This window comes from Escherichia sp. XD33, assembly GCF_019375075.1.
Lineage (GTDB): Bacteria > Pseudomonadota > Gammaproteobacteria > Enterobacterales > Enterobacteriaceae > Enterobacter > Enterobacter flexneri_A.
This window is the reverse complement of sequence record NZ_JAENDM010000002.1, coordinates 82,583-100,242: the sequence shown is the minus strand read 5'-3', so window position 1 is coordinate 100,242 and position 17,660 is coordinate 82,583. Positions and strand designations below refer to the sequence as shown.

Sequence of the window (17,660 nt, the reverse complement as noted above, 5' to 3'; positions counted from 1 at the left end):
CGCCTGTATTTTTACGCAGGCTGGAGCGTTGCGCCAATCCCGTCTTCGTCTGGCTGTAATTTCAGAGCGTTACACAGAGTTTGCCGACTGGCATCTGTTATCTCAACGTGTATATCCCCGGTAACTTCCCCTTTCACATTGATGAAGTCAGGTGAAATTTCTTTTGCACTGGTTTGCAGGCAAATCGCTCCCTCTCCGCGCAGGCGTTTCACTTTCAGTTGCACATGCGTTGCCGCATCAGTGATCAGCCACAGTTTTCCACCATTCAGATTGATGTTACCAACAATGAAAGTGACACTGTCACCTTTTACCGTACTGCCGTCTAGAATCAACACACCGCCCTGCTGTACAGTAATCGTTGATTGTTGCAGCTCTGCGCCATAACCAATAATCATTGAAGCGCCGTCCAGTAATGCAACACTCCCGGTCAGTTCAACCGGTGCGCGATCTTCCTCTACGACAAAATTTTCGTCCGCGCTGGTGGGTGACAACAGGATCACTGTCCCACCTTGTATTACCGCGTTTTCCAGCGTACCGGCATGCACTTCAGCCCGACCACCCACATTCACGGACAGGTTTTGCGTCTTACCGGAACTGTAGAGCTGAAGGCCATCCGTCCCCAGACGATAAATGGATCCATTCTCAACAATAGTGTCAGAGTCTTCACCACCGAGATTATTCATGGTGCCACCAGCAAGCAACGTATCACTGGCTTTCCCGGCCAGCATAAAAACGCCGCCCTGATTAATCTCACAATTGCTGGCTTCCCCACCTGGATACACCAACAATTCACCACCTTCATCTACCACGACCGCTGAGGTTGTCCCATTAACCAACAGGCCGCCCTCTTGATCGAGAATGATTTTTTCCGCGCGATGTCCTTCCAGTACACGCAGGTTACCGCCATTTTCCAGCAACAAACCGCAGGCATAACCTTTATCAACGCTGAATTCACCTTCGGGATGGCGGCCATTAACCGTAGCGAGCGTAGAGAGACTAATTGCGCCTCCCTCGGACTGAACAATATCTGTGGCAATGGCACCATCGCTGACCGATAGCGTGCCATTGTTACCGTACTGTGTGCATTTGGCGATCCCACCGGTTGCCACTTTCAACCAGCCAGCCCCCGTGACCACGGTATTTTCGGCTCTTCCGCCAGCTTCAACAATCAACTCGCCTTCAGTAAGTTGCGTCGCGCCAATGACCTCGCCGGTCTTAACAATTTGCACGTTCCCGTCGCTCATCAAGTTTTTCGCATCAGATCCCATGATTTATTCCTTTGCTGCATCTGTGTGCCTTTATTGCTACCTAAGTGTAAAGGCTACGGAGGATTTATCCACGACAGATTTGAGATGGTGGCAAACAACTCTGTTTAAACTCTGATACACGAATTATTGGGTTGTATCAGATGTAAATGCGATCCTGAATAAAAATCACCCTTGCAAATCAACAAAATATAGCCAATTTGCTTAAAAGCTCTGCAAACGGTCGAAATAGCGCAGAAAATTACGTTTTGCCTCTTGCCACCTTCCCACTCTGCCGCTAATATTCGTCCCCGTTGTCACCTACAACGTTGCGTTCATAGCTCAGTTGGTTAGAGCACCACCTTGACATGGTGGGGGTCGTTGGTTCGAGTCCAATTGAACGCACCATCCTGCGTCCGTAGCTCAGTTGGTTAGAGCACCACCTTGACATGGTGGGGGTCGGTGGTTCGAGTCCACTCGGACGCACCAGATTTTCTTAATCTGGTCTTCTCCTTTTTCCCTTTGTTTCTTCTCTGTATCCAATACGTTAAAAGATTTACACTGTCTTCGTATGCGTTATCAGAAGGAGAATCGCTATGGCAACTTTGTTACAACTTCATTTTGCTTTTAATGGCCCATTTGGCGACGCAATGGCTGAGCAGCTTAAACCACTTGCTGAGTCGATTAATCAGGAACCTGGTTTTCTGTGGAAGGTATGGACAGAAAGTGAAAAGAACCACGAAGCCGGTGGGATCTACCTTTTCACTGATGAAAAAAGCGCCCTTGCCTATCTGGAAAAACATACTGCCCGACTGAAAAATCTCGGCGTTGAGGAAGTTGTCGCCAAAGTTTTCGATGTCAATGAGCCACTTAGTCAAATCAATCAGGCAAAACTCGCCTGACAGAATTTAATCAAGGGCGGTTAGCGCCCTTTTCATCCCTGTCTGAAATTTCTCAAATTCTAAAAATCTCAACCAAACTTATCTGATAACACTAAATTCGAAAGAATGCGTACAGGTAAGTAACAATGAAAAAAATTGCTATTGTGGGTGCCGGGCCTACGGGGATCTACACCTTATTCTCGCTTCTACAGCAACAAACTCCACTTTCTATTTCTATCTTCGAGCAGGCTGACGAGGCCGGTGTCGGGATGCCATACAGTGATGAGGAAAACTCAAAAATGATGCTGGCAAATATTGCCAGTATTGAAATACCGCCGATTTATTGTACGTATCTCGAATGGCTACAAAAGCAAGAAGACAGCCATCTCCAGCGTTATGGCGTTAAAAAAGAAACCTTGCACGATCGTCAGTTTTTACCGCGAATTCTGCTGGGCGAATATTTCCGCGATCAATTTTTACGACTAGTAGACCAGGCACGACAGCAAAAATTTGCAGTGGCTGTTTATGAATCATGCCAGGTTACCGATCTGCAAATTACAAATGCTGGCGTCATGCTCGCTACAAATCAGGATTTACCCAGCGAGACGTTTGATTTAGCGGTGATCGCCACGGGTCACGTCTGGCCTGATGAAGAAGAAGCAACCCGAACGTATTTTCCCAGCCCGTGGTCAGGCCTGATGGAAGCAAAGGTCGATGCGTGTAACGTGGGTATTATGGGAACATCCTTGAGCGGACTGGATGCGGCAATGGCAGTGGCTATTCAGCATGGTTCGTTCATTGAAGATGATAAACAACACGTCGTTTTTCACCGCGATAACGCAAGTGAAAAGCTAAATATCACGTTGTTGTCGCGCACGGGTATTTTACCCGAAGCCGATTTCTATTGCCCTATTCCCTACGAGCCCTTACACATCGTCACCGATCAGGCATTAAATGCTGAGATTCAAAAAGGCGAAGAGGGCCTTTTGGATCGGGTATTTAGATTGATAGTAGAGGAAATCAAGTTTGCTGATCCAGACTGGAGTCAACGCATAGCCTTAGAGAGCCTGAATGTCGATTCCTTTGCTCAAGCCTGGTTTGCCGAGCGCAAACAACGCGACCCATTTGACTGGGCAGAAAAAAATCTCCAGGAAGTCGAACGCAATAAACGAGAAAAACATACTGTTCCCTGGCGTTATGTCATTCTGCGCCTGCATGAAGCCGTACAGGAAATTGTTCCACATCTGAATGAACACGACCATAAACGGTTCAGTAAAGGCCTTGCCCGGGTTTTCATCGATAATTATGCGGCAATCCCTTCAGAGTCTATTCGTCGCCTACTTGCCTTATGTGAAGCGGGAATCATTCATATTCTCGCCCTCGGTGAAGACTACAAAATGGAAATTAATGAGTCGCGCACCGTCCTGAAAACGGAAGACAACAGCTACTCGTTTGACGTTTTTATTGATGCCCGCGGACAACGTCCGCTTAAAGTGAAAGATATCCCTTTCCCTGGGCTACGCGAGCAATTACAGAAAACAGGGGATGAAATCCCTGATGTTGGCGAAGATTATACGTTACAGCAACCCGAAGATATTCGTGGGCGCGTAGCGTTCGGCGCGTTGCCCTGGTTGATGCACGACCAGCCTTTCGTTCAGGGACTTACGGCATGTGCAGAAATTGGTGAGGCGATGGCTCGGGCGGTCGTAAAGCCTGCATCCCGTGCTCGTCGGCGTCTTTCGTTTGATTAAAGGTAAAGCTATCAGCATTCAACAAACTGATGCTGTTCATTAAGACGATAGCGGACTCCGGCTCGAATATTGTTTTCACCTTCAATGGCGACGGCGAAGCGAACTCTTTCGCCGTCATGATATGCCAGTGCGGCGCTTCCTCCTGGCCCGAGAATAATTGAGTCGACCACGCCCGTGCTCACTACCGTTGAATTTTCACCGCTGGCAATGATGTGTACATTGTCGCCGCTGTTGGCAATTCTGGCGTTTGCGCCAAAGCTGGCGATTTGCACCAGGTCACCATTACTGGCGACATGACACCGTTCACCCAATGTACAAACGCGTACTCGCATTCCGGTATTCGCAATCCGACTGCTATCTCCAGCGCTGCTTATCCGCGAAGAATTACCGGTTACAGCAACCCGTGCGCGTTCACCGGAGCTGCCAATGTGACTGTTAAAGCCGACACTTCCAATCCGCACGCTATAACCCATACTGGCAATTTGCGCGGCATACCCAGCGGTTGCGATTCTGGCGTTATCCTCACAACAGCCGATGCGAGCATGATCGTCGCTGCGGGCAAACTGACTGCAAAATGGTCTCTCTCCGGGGTCTGTGGCCAGTTTTTGCATAGAGGAAACTTCCTGATGCGCGAAGTTTTCATCCGCCAGCCATTTTTTCCACGCATACTCAACCAGACTCTCCGCCCAGTCCGTATATCCTTCCTCAATCAGTGCATGATGAATATCGGCATAACTACCGCCGCGTGGGAAATGGCGCAGGAACCAGCGATACATCACCGCTCCGATACGCCATTCTCGCAGGTCTGCTTGTGTAATGATCATTCGTTAGTGCCGGTGATAGCCATCGACCATGCTTTTAAAGGTTTCGTGTGGCGTACGCCCCGTGGTGCAAAGATAAAGATGACCGAAGATAAAAAAGAGGCTTATAAATGCCAGAGCAAAATGTGTCTGCAATAACCAGTATCTTACGCCAGGAAACACATCTCCCACGGCTTGCGGATAGAGACACAGCAGCCCCGTCAATAGTAACAACGGCAGCAATCCATACATGACACCAACATAGGCGACCTGCTGTAAGGGATTAAATTTAGACTGGGTTGTTGCCGGGAAAGGATGTTCTTCCCCCTGCATAATGCCAAACAAATAAAATCGCGTTTGTTTTGCCGCTCGTTCCAGCCACCCCTGACGACGAATGCGATAGTGGTGACCATTATCCCCAACGGCATTGATCAGCACAAAGCCGAGCCAGCATGCCAGTAACAAAAATCCGCAAACTTCATGCACCGCAACCAGACTTTTAACCGCAGTTGCGCCCACCATCGCAAAGTGATTTATCAGCCCACTGGCCAGCAACAATACAAAGAGTAACGCATTCGACCAGTGCCATAATCTGACCGCTTTGCTGTAAAGATAAATCTTCTCACCATGATCGGTGGCTGATTTCTTCACGCCACGAGCACGAAGCAAGGCATGCAGCCCCAGCACCAACCACATCCCAACCAGCAATACTCCGGCAATGATCAACCACACCGGCCAAAATTCGGGAGTGAACTGTGGCACATAGTTCGCTAACTGGCTCTGAAACTGTTCAGCATGTTGCGACGGGTTCATACATTTTCCTTTTTAATCAAATGTTGACCGAACCGGCGATACAGATGCGGTTTCCCGGCACCAGGTAGCTGATATTGATAGTATTTATTTTGCTGCAACCACGCCTGAATTTCTGGGCTATCTTCGCGACCAAAGATCAATGCGTGTTCCGGGCAGGCGCTGACGCAAATGGGCGGAAAGCCTTTTGCCAGTCGGGACTCAGCGCAGAAATCACATTTATCTGCCACTTTAGTGACAGGGTTAAGGTAGCGAACCTGGTACGGACAAGCGCCAATGCAATAACTGCAGCCGATGCACTGCGATTTTTCTACCCGCACGATCCCCTGCTCATCACGCCACGACGCCCCCGTCGGGCAAACGTCGATGCACGGAGCATCTTCGCAGTGCTGACATGACTGGCGAAAAAAGTGATACTGCGTTTCGTTGTCGTTATCGGTGACTGGAATGTGTGCTATCGATAAACGGCTTCCCTGAGCGGGGACGTGGTTAGTTTTACGGCATGCGCGGGCGCAAATATTACAGCCATTGCACCGTGACTCGTCATGAATCATGGCATACCGAACTTCCTTTTCTTGCCTCGTGTTCGCTAACAGAGAAGACGCAGAACCAGTAAAAAAGATTACTGTTCCCATCCCCAGAACAAATTTGCGTCGAGTGAAGGACATCTGATTATCCCCTAATGCAGTGGCTGCAACTGTCCACCCTATCCATGACATCTCCCTGAAATTTCAGGGGTTCTGAAACTGCTCTACCTCGAACCATTCGCATAAGCCATAAGCCTTGCCATAGGTCATAAATCGCTCGCTAAACAAGTACAACACCGCCGTCGATGACTCCACCTGCCGTATATCGGCATATTCAGGTGCAACATCCATCGCGGCGATCGCGGCTTCAATCTGCGCTTCCTGGAAGTAATATGGCGCTTGCATCAGCATGGCGACTTTGTAAGGACGAGGATACGTCTGGCACTCAAAACGAACGGCGTGTGCAATGGCGCGACAAATGTCCTGCTCCACAACTTGCAAAGACATCGCCGCGTAGTTTTCACTCATGGCCTGCGTTGAGTAATAGTAATCATCCTTGCTTCCCGTCAAACAAGCGATATCCGCGTAGTCTCCGTTCTGCTTAATGCTTTCCAGCAAAACTGACAGTTCCTCTTCTGCAACCAAATAGGGTGGCGAGAGAAACACGGCGCGCGCCACCAGCTGCCCAGCCGCAGAATGCTGGCGAATGAACTCAGCCAGGATTTCAGCAGGTTCTGGTTCGGTTACCGTATCAACGGGGTGACGCATCCCCTGCAACCATTGCCGCTTCGCCTCGTCAACTTCGCTGACTTTCGCTAACGGCAATTCATCCTGATGGTTCATCTTACCCATTCCTTACGCAGGCAGTAGATTGTGTGCTGCCAGATCGGCGGCAATATCTTCCAGCCCCAGACGCTGCAATGTTTCGCGGGTTGGACAACCAAGCTGTGGGTCCCAGCCCATTTCTTTGTAGAACATCGTGAGCGAAGCATGCATATCGTCACGATCCATTTTGTCAGTACCTTCAGTAAAGACCGGGATCTGCGGATCCTTGTCGAATACCCAGGAACAGATAAGATCGTGTTCATTACGCATATCTTTGGTTTGCATCAGTTTTACCGTGTAGGCACGATGCAACGTAAAAATACGCTCTGCAGCTAAATCTAATTTTTCCTGAGTCATCTCTTCGCCGGTGATCGCTTTGAAGAATTTGGCTTCAAGCGCCAGATCGCCCCGGTAATTACGGCTTTTCAGCGGCGAAACGGTCATTGGCCAGACCCAGTTGCACAGGGTGACGGCGTTATGCAAACAGACCCGCAACAGCGACCACTTTGCATATTTAATTTTTGCGTCATTGATTGGCGTGTAGTTTTTGGTTTCATCGTAAGCATCTTCAGAACCAAAAAGTTCTTTCGCCACTTCACGTTGCAGTTTCAATGGCAAGCCGGAACCAATAAAGTTGATATGGGTATGCGTCATGCAGTCACGGTTGAACATACAGTTAACAATGGAACCAACCTGCGCTGACGCTTCATTGGCATGGTGAACCGGATAGCCAAACGGCGACCAGAGTTTATTTTTCGCGTAGCCCCAGTACTCTTCACCCAAATTCCAGCGTTCTGCGATGGCATATGAACCATCAGCCAGGTGACTCAGCTCACCCACACGATGCGCCAGACGGTAGTAAAAATCTTTAATGAAGTTAACATCACCCGCTTCCAGTTGATCCCAGCGAATTTCTGCATACTCTTCAGCTGGCAGAACACGCTTGAACACACCTTTGCTGTAACAATAAGTAAAGTCGCGATGCAACTGCCCGTAGTTACACCATAGGCCGTAGTCATCGAACAAATTCAGACCCACCAGGTTACCAATCACACGACCATCGTCTTTATCTTCAAAATCTTTCGGCCCGTTCGGGAAGATGGTGGTATGGACAAAGTTTGCTACACAAGTGTTACCACCTGTGCTGGGCACGCCAAACTCTTTCACCCGAGGAATATTCATTTGGGTCATACAACGGATCGGGCAAGAGTGGCAGCCGCTCATTTTTACTGTGTATTTCTCTGCCGCCGGTCCTAAGTCAAAAACGGATTTATAGGTACGAAAGCCGACCGTATTCTGATTGCCTGGCGGAATTTCACCCGTTTCAATCGGACCACCTTCAGCCGCGCCCCAAAACAGCCCTTTACGTGCTGTCCAGCGTGACTTGGGATCTGAATACTCTGCCCACGATTGTGGCGTACTTGGCACGACATGGTTGTTATTCGCACCAATAAGTTCAGTCATCATGTAATCATTGAGACGCTTCATCTCCTGACGATCGGCAATGTTGACCCCTTTCGTCCCTTCAACCGCAATCGCTTTCAGGTTTTTCGAACCCATTATTGCGCCAGTTCCCGCACCGCCGCTGTGGTTACGGCTATTCAACATGCCAGAGAGAGGAACAAGGTTTTCCCCAGCCTGACCAATAGCCGCCACACAGGTTTCCGGACTGGTCAATCGACAAATTTCTTCCGTCGTTGCGCGCGTCCCTTTTCCCCATAAGAAATCGGCTTTTTCCAGGCTAACTTTGTCATCTTTAATCTTCAGCCATACCGGTGATTTCGCCTTCCCTTCGATAATAATGACGTCGTATCCAGCGAATTTCATTTGCGCTGCAAAAAAGCCACCCATATGGGCATCGACGACTAAATTTCCTTTGGTAAAAGTAGAAAGTGAGGTGATATTTACGCGAGAACTACAGGGGGCACCAGATCCAGTTAATGGGCCGGTAGCAAAGACTAATTTATTCGCTTCATCGAAAGGTTTCGTGCCTGGCGGTACTTCGTCATACATAATTTTGTAGCCGAAGCCCATGCCACCGACAAAACTTTTAAACTTACTGGAATCTTCGAGGGTAATATTTCCTGTCGTGAGATTGACTCTTAATATATTACCTGTCCAACCGTTAGCCATGATTTTTTCCTTTGCAAGATTCACACAGTAATATCTTTCCACTCGATAATTTTTAACGCCCCTGTTGGGCAGGCGTTTGCGCATTCACCGCATAACACACATTTCGAGGATTTTTTACTTTCGGTATTTACGGTGGCCATCATCCACGGGCATGCCGTAGTACAGGCGCTACAGCCAATACAGCGTTTATGATCGACGGTAATACAGCCTTCTTTCTGCTGCCAGGTAATCGCACCAATCGGGCAGACGTTCATGCATTGCGGCTCTTTGCATTGACGGCAGGTGTCCGCGGTATAGTTGAGATCGCCATACAGGCCGCCGCCAGAGCCAACCCCGTTGTCGCCAAAGAAATAATTGCGATGGATTTTGATACGGGAGAAGAATGTCCCTACTGAGCCATCGTTGAAGTTGGTACAAGAGATTTCACAGCGGTGGCAACCCGTGCATCGCGCTCGCTGGGTCACCAGCACCCCTTTGGGGGTATTTATCAACCCTACTGTGCCGCTATCAATATCTTCCTGTTTGCAACCCAAAAGTGACAGTAACGCAGGGGCAATTGTTAGACCAGCAAGGCCTTTTCCTGATATACGCAAGAATTCTAATCGCGTTAAGCCAATATCTAATAGTGGACGATCAACCGGGTTCATTTATTTCGCATCCTCTTCGCAAACACAGTGCTGACAATTCAGCAGCCTGATATTAAGCATTCAACTAATACGCTGCTGACTCTGTCCCCAACACCAGATATTTTCCCTAACCCGATAGTGTATGAGAAAAGATTAACGCCGATAAACCAATCCTTTATGGTTAGGAGAAAAAATAATGTGATTATTCTGAGCCCTTAACATTGATCGTTATCAATTAAAATTACAAAGCAAGAAATTATAAGTGAACTGATATTTATTATCATTTGAAATAAATTTAACTTAAGCGACAATTATTTGTGACTTTCATTGCAGAAAATAAAAATAACATTATCGCTATAAATTAAAATACATACCGAAATTCGTATAATTTCAGCAGTTGTTATTTAGAATGATTAACTGGACCGCAACTGAAGCAAGAATATCAGGATGAAGCTTACCGCCTCATCCTGAATGGTCATTTTACCAGTGCGTTAATGACGGTTTCCATCGCCTGCTTTTCCAGCTCACTGCGCTGAATGCGTTTATTGGCTAATGCTGTACGTAATACGCCTGCGATAACAATATGCTTTGGTTCCTGCCCCAGATCGCGCATTTCCAGCACAACTTTACCGACAACTCTGCACATTTCTCGGTACAGTTCATCCTCTTTTGTCCGATTTCCCATTCTTTATACCTATTTATCATGCCAACTATCAGCATATATCAATCTAACCAATTAAACAAAAATCAAACAAAATCAGACAAATAACGCGATAAATTATTTTAACTGTAGCAATTGAGCGATGATATATTTATACACCGGATGAACTTTCACTTATCCTCACACTGACAACTTCGGCACCAGACGTTGCGCAAACAGTGAAGTTTTTGCGTAACCTTTTCCCTGGAACGTTAAATCTTTGATAACAATTTATTGTCTAACAAGTTGTATATTTTTTGAAACGCTGTTTTTGTTTTCCTTTTGGATTAATTTCAGCGTATAATGCGCGCCAATTGACTCTTGAATGGTTTCAGCACTTTGGACTGTAGAACTCAACGACTCAAAAACAGGCACTCACGTTGGGCTGAGACACAAGCACACATTCCTCTGCACGCTTTTTCGATGTCACCTATCCTTAGAGCGAGGCACCACCACTTTCGTAATACCGGATTCGCTTTCCGGCAGTGCGCCCAGAAAGCAAGTTTCTCCCATCCTTCTCAACTTAAAGACTAAGACTGTCATGAAAAAGACCAAAATTGTTTGCACCATCGGACCGAAAACCGAATCTGAAGAGATGTTAGCTAAAATGCTGGACGCTGGCATGAACGTTATGCGTCTGAACTTCTCTCATGGTGACTATGCAGAACACGGTCAGCGCATTCAGAATCTGCGCAACGTGATGAGCAAAACTGGTAAAACCGCCGCTATCCTGCTTGATACCAAAGGTCCGGAAATCCGCACCATGAAACTGGAAGGCGGTAACGACGTTTCTCTGAAAGCTGGTCAGACCTTTACTTTCACCACTGATAAATCTGTTATCGGCAACAGCGAAATGGTTGCGGTAACGTATGAAGGTTTCACTACTGACCTGTCTGTTGGCAACACCGTACTGGTTGACGATGGTCTGATCGGTATGGAAGTTACCGCCATTGAAGGTAACAAAGTTATCTGTAAAGTGCTGAACAACGGTGACCTGGGCGAAAACAAAGGTGTGAACCTGCCTGGCGTTTCCATTGCTCTGCCAGCACTGGCTGAAAAAGACAAACAGGACCTGATCTTTGGTTGCGAACAAGGCGTAGACTTTGTTGCTGCTTCCTTTATTCGTAAGCGTTCTGACGTTATCGAAATCCGTGAGCACCTGAAAGCGCACGGCGGCGAAAACATCCACATCATCTCCAAAATCGAAAACCAGGAAGGCCTCAACAACTTCGACGAAATCCTCGAAGCCTCTGACGGCATCATGGTTGCGCGTGGCGACCTGGGTGTAGAAATCCCGGTAGAAGAAGTTATCTTCGCCCAGAAGATGATGATCGAAAAATGTATCCGTGCACGTAAAGTCGTTATCACTGCGACCCAGATGCTGGATTCCATGATCAAAAACCCACGCCCGACTCGCGCAGAAGCCGGTGACGTTGCAAACGCCATCCTCGACGGTACTGACGCAGTGATGCTGTCTGGTGAATCCGCAAAAGGTAAATACCCGCTGGAAGCGGTTTCTATCATGGCGACCATCTGCGAACGTACCGACCGCGTGATGAACAGCCGTCTCGAGTTCAACAATGACAACCGTAAACTGCGCATTACCGAAGCGGTATGCCGTGGTGCCGTTGAAACTGCTGAAAAACTGGATGCTCCGCTGATCGTGGTTGCTACTCAGGGCGGTAAATCTGCTCGCGCAGTACGTAAATACTTCCCGGATGCCACCATCCTGGCACTGACCACCAACGAAAAAACGGCTCATCAGTTGGTACTGAGCAAAGGCGTTGTGCCGCAGCTTGTTAAAGAGATCACTTCTACTGATGATTTCTACCGTCTGGGTAAAGAACTGGCTCTGCAGAGCGGTCTGGCACACAAAGGTGACGTTGTAGTTATGGTTTCTGGTGCACTGGTACCGAGCGGCACTACTAACACCGCATCTGTTCACGTCCTGTAATATTGCTTTTGTGAATTAATTTGTATATCGAAGCGCCCTGATGGGCGCTTTTTTTATTTAATCGATAACCAGAAGCAATAAAAAATCAAATCGGATTTCACTATATAATCTCACTTTATCTAAGATGAATCCGATGGAAGCATCCTGTTTTCTCTCAATTTTTTTATCTAAAACCCAGCGTTCGATGCTTCTTTGAGCGAACGATCAAAAATAAGTGCCTTCCCATCAAAAAAATATTCTCAACATAAAAAACTTTGTGTAATACTTGTAACGCTACATGGAGATTAACTCAATCTAGAGGGTATTAATAATGAAAGCTACTAAACTGGTACTGGGCGCGGTAATCCTGGGTTCTACTCTGCTGGCAGGTTGCTCCAGCAACGCTAAAATCGATCAGCTGTCTTCTGACGTTCAGACTCTGAACGCTAAAGTTGACCAGCTGAGCAACGACGTGAACGCAATGCGTTCCGACGTTCAGGCTGCTAAAGATGACGCAGCTCGTGCTAACCAGCGTCTGGACAACATGGCTACTAAATACCGCAAGTAATAGTACCTGTGAAGTGAAAAATGGCGCACATTGTGCGCCATTTTTTTTGTCTGCCGTTTACCGCTACTGCGTCACGCGTAACATATTCCCTTGCTCTGGTTCACCATTCTGCGCTGACTCTACTGAAGGCGCATTGCTGGCTGCGGGAGTTGCTCCACTGCTCACCGAAACCGGATACCCTGCCCGACGATACAACGCTTTATCGACTAACTTCTGATCTACAGCCTTATTGTCTTTAAATTGCGTAAAGCCTGCTGGCAGTGTGTATGGCATTGTCTGAACGTTCTGCTGTTCTTCTGCCGATAGTGGTCGATGTACTTCAACATAACGCATCCCGTTAGGCTCCACGGAATATTTCACCGGTTCGTTGATCACTTTCACCGGCGTTCCCGTCCGCACGCTGGAGAACAAGGCTTTAATATCCGGTGCATTCATGCGAATACACCCTGAACTGACGCGCAAACCGACGCTGTCCGGCGCACTGGTACCATGAATGAGGTATTCGCCATTACCATGCGCGAGGCGCAGTGCGTAACGTCCTAGCGGGTTATTTGGTCCGGCAGGAACGACTGGCGGTAATTTAATGCCACGCTCCAGCGAACGCTGACGAATGCCTGCCGTAGGCGTCCAGGTTGGGTTAGGGATTTTCTGCCCAACACGCGTTTCCATCACCGGCGTTTCCAGCCCCTGCAATCCAATACCTATTGGATAAACCTGCACAATATTTTCTCCCGGCGGATAATAATAAAGGCGCAGCTCTGCAAGGTTAACGATAATCCCCTGACGCGGTGCATCAGGTAATAACAGTTGTGAAGGAATAGTTATCGTCGTACCAGGTTTTGGCACCGGGGCGATAGTGTTATTGGCTTCAAGGATCAACATTGCCGCAGTATCAAAACGTCGGGCAATAGCCTGAAGGTTTTTATCCCCTTCTTGCACCGTATACGTTTGATTTTGCCCAACCAGTCGGCTTCCGGTTGGTGGTAGCGGATAATCAACCGCCCAGGCAGCCTGGATGGCGCTAAAAGCGCCGATAAGCGTGAGTGTAAGCAAAGACGCGCGTTTCATTGTAAACCTCCTGTATTTGCCGGAGACTCACGCTGAAACGTCGGATGGCGCTTATGTTCACCTGAAACCAAAACACTCCTGTGCAGGTCAGTGTAAACATTGACCATCCGGCAATGTGAGCCAACCGGATGAAAGCTGTCCTTTTAGTTTAGCTAAGTGCAGCGGCTTTGGCGCGAATTGCGCGAATCATCGCTTCCAGACCTTGTGAACGAGATGGGGTGAGATGTTGGGTGAGCGCCATTTTTTCAAACCACGGACGCACATCGAAATTGACAATATCCTGCGGCGTCATCTGATCGTAGAGAATAAAGACGACCGCAATAAGCCCTTTCACAATCGCCGCATCGCTGTCGCCCTGTAATTCAATAATTCCCTGGGCATTCTGGCGCATGACAATCCACACCTGACTCTGACAGCCCTGAATGCTATTTTGTGGACTTCTGTCTTCGTCGCGTAATTCTGGCAGACGCTGGCCCAGCTCAATAATGTAGAGATATTTCTCTTCCCAGTTGGCGCAGCGTAAAAAATTACGCAGCAACTTTTCTTTATCCGGCAATAAAGCCATAGTGCCTCCCTGTTATCCCAGCAAACGGTGAATACGTTGCAGGCCGGTCACCAGACGATCCACTTCTTCATGGGTGTTATACATGGCCAGCGACGCCCGACACATCGCAGGGACGTTGTAATAGGCCATCAATGGCATTGCGCAGTGATGTCCGGTACGCACAGCAATGCCGTAATTATCGAGAAAACTGCCAACATCATAGGCGTGGTGTTTACCGAGATTAAAAGCAATAACGCCAAGCCTGTTTTGTGGGCCATAGAGAGTGAGATCCGGTACAGATTCCAGCTGTGATAGCGCATAATGCATCAGATTCTGTTCATACTCGGCTATGTTATTAAGCCCCAGCGCCGAAACATACTCCAGCGCCGCGCCAAGACCAATGATGCCCCCGGTATTGGGTGTACCGGCTTCAAACCGCCATGGTGCTTTGGTCCAGGTAGTGCCTTCACTCAGGCTGACGGTGGCGATCATAGAACCGCCCCCTTCCCACGGCGGCATCTCCTGCAACAAGGCTTCTTTGACATAAAGAATGCCAATTCCGGTGGGGCCATACAGTTTATGCCCGGAGAACACGTAAAAGTCGCAATCCAGCGCCTGAACATCCACCAGATGATGCATCACCGCCTGAGCGCCATCCACCAGCACTTTTGCGCCATGCTGGTGCGCAAGCGTGATCATTTCCGCCAGTGGATTTTCTGTGCCAAGCACGTTGGAGACATGAGTAATTGCCAGCAGGCGAGTTTTCTCATCAAACAGCGTAGGCAGCGTCTCCAGTTGCAACGTACCGTCGGGATTGAGCGGGATCACACGCAGCTCTGCGCCAACGCGTGCGCAAAGCATCTGCCAGGGAACAATGTTAGCGTGGTGCTCCATCTGACTTATGATGATGTTATCGCCCGCCCGCACGTTGCTGTTGCCCCAGCTATTGGCGACCAGATTGATCCCTTCCGTCGTGCCGCGGACGAACACCAGCTCTTCCGCCGAACGGGCGTTGATAAACAACGATGCCTGCTTGCGTACGTTCTCCATTTTCTCGGTCGCCTGGGCGCTTAAGGTATGAATACCGCGATGCACCGCCGCGTAGCCGTGACGATAAAACTCGGCCTCGGCGTCAATCACCTGGCCCGGTTTCTGCGCACTGGCGGCGCTGTCGAGATAAGCCAGCGGCAAACCGTTTACCTCACGAGAAAGCACCGGAAAGTCGGCCCGCACTTTGTCGACGGAAAAAGTCATCTTACACCTCCTGGCAGTCGTTGACCGATTCGGGCCAGCACCTGCTGTTTAAGCCCCTCATCACGCAGTGCTTCCGTCAGTTCAGCAGCAAAGGCGTAAATGATCATCTGCTGGGCATCCTGCTGATTGATCCCGCGCGAGCGCAGATAGAACATCTGTTCATCATCAATACGCCCCACCGTCGCGCCGTGGCTGCATTTCACATCATCTGCATAGATTTCCAGCTGCGGTTTCGTATCCACTTCCGCCAGTTTGCCCATCAGCAGATTATTGTTGGTCATCTGACCATCCGTTTTGATGGCGTGCTGCGCGACGTTGATCAAACCGTTAAATACCGCGCGGCCTTTGTCGCTGACGATAGTTTTGTGCAACTGTCGGCTGTTACAAAAACCTTTATTGTGTTCCAGCCAGGTGCGGGTATCACACACCTCGTTTTTCACCGGCATCGCCAGGCTATTGATCCGCAGCGTGCTGTTTTCGCCATTGAGTTGCGTACTGGTGTTGTGTCGTAACACTGCGCCACCCAGCAGGAAACTATGGCTAAATGCGGTGGCATCGTCAGCCAGCAACAAATCGTTATGGGCAAAGTGGTGACTGACCGGGTTTTCAAACGCCAGCTTGATATGCTGCAAGTGGGCGTTCGCTGCGACATTGATAGTGAACCGTGCGCCGGTGAAGTGACGAGCATCATTAAGGCTGACAAAATGTTCGATCACCGTTGCTTCGGCACCTTCCGCCAGATCCAGATGATGTCGGTAATGGGCAGTGTTGACCTCTTCACCTGCCACGCCCTGGGTAATATGCATTAACAGCAATGGCTTTGCCGGCCGTTGACCGCGCTTCACGGCGATATGCGTCACGCTTTGTGCCAGGCTTTCCGTCAAATGCAGAAACACTTCCGCCTGAATAGCGTCGGGTACCCCCTGACGGTCGTCGTTAATGCTCACTTCATACCCGCTGCCTTCAGTCGCATCGCTCAGTGCTGACACGTAACGTCCATCGACAAAAACCAGCCGCACAGCGTCTAATGTTAACGCTAAGGCATCACGCTGCTGTGGGGATATCTCTCCCGCAATGCTGACAAACTGGCTATTGGTCAGCCCTTCCAGCGGCGTATATTTCCAGTTTTCATGTTTACGTGTCGGCAGTCCGGTACGCAGCAATTGTTGTAAATGCTGCTGTGCTTGCGGAGAGCGTTTCGCTCCGTCAGCTTCAAACAAGTGATGCCACTGTTGCAGCGCGTTACTGCTGTTCGGTAAGCCAGCCATAACCCTGCTCCTCCAGTTGTTTGACCAACGTGAAATCGCCGGATTTCACAATTCGTCCCTGATACAGCACATGGACGTAATCAGGCTTGATGTAGTCGAGAATGCGTTGGTAGTGCGTAACAATGATGAATGAACGCTTGCCGTCACGCAGCGAGTTCACGCCATCGGCAACCACTTTTAATGCGTCAATATCCAGCCCGGAGTCTGACTCATCAAGAATGCATAACTCCGGTTCCAGCACCGCCATTTGCAAAATATCGTTGCGCTTTTTCTCGCCGCCGGAAAAACCAACGTTTACCGAACGGGTTAATAAATCTTCCGGCATCTTCAGGAGAGCGATTTTCTCTTCCATCAAATCCTGAAAATCAAAGCGGTCGAGCGTTTCCTGGCCGCGATAGCTGCGCACCGCATTAAGTGCCGTTTGCAGGAAAAACTGGTTACTGACGCCGGGAATTTCCACCGGATACTGGAAGGCCATAAAGATGCCTTCGCCCGCGCGATCTTCCGGCGACAGCGCAAGCAAATCTTTGCCTTTGAACTCAACCGTGCCGCCCGTCACTTCATAATCTTCTCGCCCGGCAAGCGTTGCCGATAAGGTACTTTTGCCCGAACCGTTTGGCCCCATAATGGCGTGAACTTCGCCGGGATGAACGTCGAGGCTTAATCCGCGCAGGATAGCTTTATCTTCCACGCTGACGTGTAAATCTTTAATACTTAACATGTTTATT

General features: G+C 48.9%; 18 protein-coding genes and 2 tRNA genes. 7 read left to right on the top strand and 13 right to left on the bottom strand.

The features are described from left to right. Positions 1-11: 11 nt before the first annotated feature. Positions 12-1,268: an AIDA repeat-containing protein gene (locus tag K0778_RS02000; RefSeq protein ID WP_000534271.1), complete on the bottom strand. Its 1,257-nt coding sequence runs from the start codon at positions 1,266-1,268 to the stop codon at positions 12-14. A 307-nt stretch (positions 1,269-1,575) separates the two neighbouring features. On the opposite strand from K0778_RS02000, the gene K0778_RS01995 reads away from it, so the two are divergent. The 4 genes from K0778_RS01995 to K0778_RS01980 all read left to right on the top strand — a co-directional run bounded on the left by K0778_RS01995 (position 1,576) and on the right by K0778_RS01980 (position 3,876). Continuing rightward, positions 1,576-1,652 (top strand) — tRNA-Val (locus K0778_RS01995). A 4-nt stretch (positions 1,653-1,656) separates the two neighbouring features. Then, positions 1,657-1,733: transfer RNA gene (locus K0778_RS01990), tRNA-Val, on the top strand. A gap of 107 nt (positions 1,734-1,840) precedes the next feature. Next, entirely contained in the window at positions 1,841-2,146 is a 306-nt protein-coding gene (locus K0778_RS01985) for a monooxygenase (RefSeq protein ID WP_000212657.1), read from the top strand. Between the two features lie 125 nt (positions 2,147-2,271). After that, positions 2,272-3,876 (top strand): FAD-NAD(P)-binding protein, encoded by a 1,605-nt coding sequence (locus K0778_RS01980; RefSeq protein ID WP_063084889.1) that lies wholly within the window; start codon positions 2,272-2,274, stop codon positions 3,874-3,876. An 11-nt stretch (positions 3,877-3,887) separates the two neighbouring features. On the opposite strand, the gene ydhT is transcribed toward K0778_RS01980, so the two are convergent. The 7 genes from ydhT to fumD all read right to left on the bottom strand — a co-directional run bounded on the left by ydhT (position 3,888) and on the right by fumD (position 10,282). Next, positions 3,888-4,700 carry a protein YdhT gene (gene ydhT, locus K0778_RS01975; RefSeq protein WP_000587525.1) on the bottom strand — a complete coding sequence of 271 codons (813 nt, stop codon included), beginning with the start codon at positions 4,698-4,700 and terminating at the stop codon, positions 3,888-3,890. Between the two features lie 3 nt (positions 4,701-4,703). Beyond that, a complete protein-coding gene (phsC, locus tag K0778_RS01970; RefSeq protein WP_001069979.1) occupies positions 4,704-5,489 on the bottom strand; it encodes a thiosulfate reductase cytochrome B subunit in 786 nt (261 codons plus the stop codon). Beyond that, complete coding sequence (locus tag K0778_RS01965) at positions 5,486-6,154, bottom strand: 4Fe-4S dicluster domain-containing protein (protein ID WP_001310861.1); 669 nt, start codon at positions 6,152-6,154, stop codon at positions 5,486-5,488. Before K0778_RS01965 ends, phsC begins: the two co-directional genes overlap by 4 nt. Before the next feature lie 63 nt (positions 6,155-6,217). Next, positions 6,218-6,856 carry a YdhW family putative oxidoreductase system protein gene (locus K0778_RS01960; protein ID WP_001301419.1) on the bottom strand — a complete coding sequence of 213 codons (639 nt, stop codon included), beginning with the start codon at positions 6,854-6,856 and terminating at the stop codon, positions 6,218-6,220. Between the two features lie 12 nt (positions 6,857-6,868). After that, complete coding sequence (locus K0778_RS01955) at positions 6,869-8,971, bottom strand: aldehyde ferredoxin oxidoreductase (protein ID WP_001273527.1); 2,103 nt, start codon at positions 8,969-8,971, stop codon at positions 6,869-6,871. Between the two features lie 20 nt (positions 8,972-8,991). Continuing rightward, positions 8,992-9,618 carry a ferredoxin-like protein gene (locus tag K0778_RS01950; RefSeq protein WP_001070230.1) on the bottom strand — a complete coding sequence of 209 codons (627 nt, stop codon included), beginning with the start codon at positions 9,616-9,618 and terminating at the stop codon, positions 8,992-8,994. A gap of 454 nt (positions 9,619-10,072) precedes the next feature. Then, a complete protein-coding gene (gene fumD / locus K0778_RS01945; protein ID WP_000528342.1) occupies positions 10,073-10,282 on the bottom strand; it encodes a fumarate hydratase FumD in 210 nt (69 codons plus the stop codon). Between the two features lie 354 nt (positions 10,283-10,636). On the opposite strand from fumD, the gene K0778_RS27615 reads away from it, so the two are divergent. The 3 genes from K0778_RS27615 to lpp all read left to right on the top strand — a co-directional run bounded on the left by K0778_RS27615 (position 10,637) and on the right by lpp (position 12,798). After that, positions 10,637-10,831, top strand: coding sequence for a protein YnhH (locus K0778_RS27615; RefSeq protein ID WP_240806354.1), 195 nt, complete (start codon positions 10,637-10,639; stop codon positions 10,829-10,831). Between the two features lie 7 nt (positions 10,832-10,838). Further along, positions 10,839-12,251 (top strand): pyruvate kinase PykF, encoded by a 1,413-nt coding sequence (pykF, locus tag K0778_RS01940; protein WP_001295403.1) that lies wholly within the window; start codon positions 10,839-10,841, stop codon positions 12,249-12,251. A gap of 310 nt (positions 12,252-12,561) precedes the next feature. Then, on the top strand, positions 12,562-12,798 hold the full coding sequence (gene lpp, locus K0778_RS01935; RefSeq protein WP_000648420.1) for a murein lipoprotein Lpp: 237 nt from the start codon (positions 12,562-12,564) through the stop codon (positions 12,796-12,798). 63 nt (positions 12,799-12,861) lie between these two features. Here the strand turns inward: lpp and ldtE are convergent, their stop codons facing one another. The 5 genes from ldtE to sufC form a co-directional block, all read right to left on the bottom strand. After that, positions 12,862-13,866 (bottom strand): L,D-transpeptidase LdtE, encoded by a 1,005-nt coding sequence (gene ldtE / locus K0778_RS01930; protein WP_000817105.1) that lies wholly within the window; start codon positions 13,864-13,866, stop codon positions 12,862-12,864. A gap of 148 nt (positions 13,867-14,014) precedes the next feature. After that, entirely contained in the window at positions 14,015-14,431 is a 417-nt protein-coding gene (gene sufE / locus K0778_RS01925; protein WP_001196530.1) for a cysteine desulfuration protein SufE, read from the bottom strand. A 12-nt stretch (positions 14,432-14,443) separates the two neighbouring features. Beyond that, a complete protein-coding gene (gene sufS / locus K0778_RS01920; RefSeq protein WP_000144539.1) occupies positions 14,444-15,664 on the bottom strand; it encodes a cysteine desulfurase SufS in 1,221 nt (406 codons plus the stop codon). Continuing rightward, positions 15,661-16,932, bottom strand: a complete 1,272-nt coding sequence (sufD, locus tag K0778_RS01915; RefSeq protein ID WP_000907948.1) for a Fe-S cluster assembly protein SufD — start codon at positions 16,930-16,932, stop codon at positions 15,661-15,663. The genes sufS and sufD overlap by 4 nt, the downstream gene beginning before the upstream one ends. Then, positions 16,907-17,653 carry a Fe-S cluster assembly ATPase SufC gene (gene sufC, locus K0778_RS01910; protein ID WP_000948863.1) on the bottom strand — a complete coding sequence of 249 codons (747 nt, stop codon included), beginning with the start codon at positions 17,651-17,653 and terminating at the stop codon, positions 16,907-16,909. Before sufC ends, sufD begins: the two co-directional genes overlap by 26 nt. Positions 17,654-17,660 lie beyond the last annotated feature (7 nt).

Excerpts from the sequence above, each read along its gene's own strand:
- K0778_RS01955 (WP_001273527.1), bottom strand. The coding sequence starts at position 8,971 with ATGGCTAACGGTTGGACAGGTAATATATTAAGAGTCAATCTCACGACA.
- K0778_RS01985 (WP_000212657.1), top strand. The coding sequence starts at position 1,841 with ATGGCAACTTTGTTACAACTTCATTTTGCTTTTAATGGCCCATTTGGC.
- K0778_RS01980 (WP_063084889.1), top strand. The coding sequence starts at position 2,272 with ATGAAAAAAATTGCTATTGTGGGTGCCGGGCCTACGGGGATCTACACC.
- ldtE (WP_000817105.1), bottom strand. The coding sequence starts at position 13,866 with ATGAAACGCGCGTCTTTGCTTACACTCACGCTTATCGGCGCTTTTAGC.
- K0778_RS01950 (WP_001070230.1), bottom strand. The coding sequence starts at position 9,618 with ATGAACCCGGTTGATCGTCCACTATTAGATATTGGCTTAACGCGATTA.
- sufD (WP_000907948.1), bottom strand. The coding sequence starts at position 16,932 with ATGGCTGGCTTACCGAACAGCAGTAACGCGCTGCAACAGTGGCATCAC.
- ydhT (WP_000587525.1), bottom strand. The coding sequence starts at position 4,700 with ATGATCATTACACAAGCAGACCTGCGAGAATGGCGTATCGGAGCGGTG.
- K0778_RS01960 (WP_001301419.1), bottom strand. The coding sequence starts at position 6,856 with ATGAACCATCAGGATGAATTGCCGTTAGCGAAAGTCAGCGAAGTTGAC.
- fumD (WP_000528342.1), bottom strand. The coding sequence starts at position 10,282 with ATGGGAAATCGGACAAAAGAGGATGAACTGTACCGAGAAATGTGCAGA.
- K0778_RS02000 (WP_000534271.1), bottom strand. The coding sequence starts at position 1,268 with ATGGGATCTGATGCGAAAAACTTGATGAGCGACGGGAACGTGCAAATT.
- sufS (WP_000144539.1), bottom strand. The coding sequence starts at position 15,664 with ATGACTTTTTCCGTCGACAAAGTGCGGGCCGACTTTCCGGTGCTTTCT.
- lpp (WP_000648420.1), top strand. The coding sequence starts at position 12,562 with ATGAAAGCTACTAAACTGGTACTGGGCGCGGTAATCCTGGGTTCTACT.
- phsC (WP_001069979.1), bottom strand. The coding sequence starts at position 5,489 with ATGAACCCGTCGCAACATGCTGAACAGTTTCAGAGCCAGTTAGCGAAC.
- sufC (WP_000948863.1), bottom strand. The coding sequence starts at position 17,653 with ATGTTAAGTATTAAAGATTTACACGTCAGCGTGGAAGATAAAGCTATC.
- sufE (WP_001196530.1), bottom strand. The coding sequence starts at position 14,431 with ATGGCTTTATTGCCGGATAAAGAAAAGTTGCTGCGTAATTTTTTACGC.
- K0778_RS01965 (WP_001310861.1), bottom strand. The coding sequence starts at position 6,154 with ATGTCCTTCACTCGACGCAAATTTGTTCTGGGGATGGGAACAGTAATC.
- pykF (WP_001295403.1), top strand. The coding sequence starts at position 10,839 with ATGAAAAAGACCAAAATTGTTTGCACCATCGGACCGAAAACCGAATCT.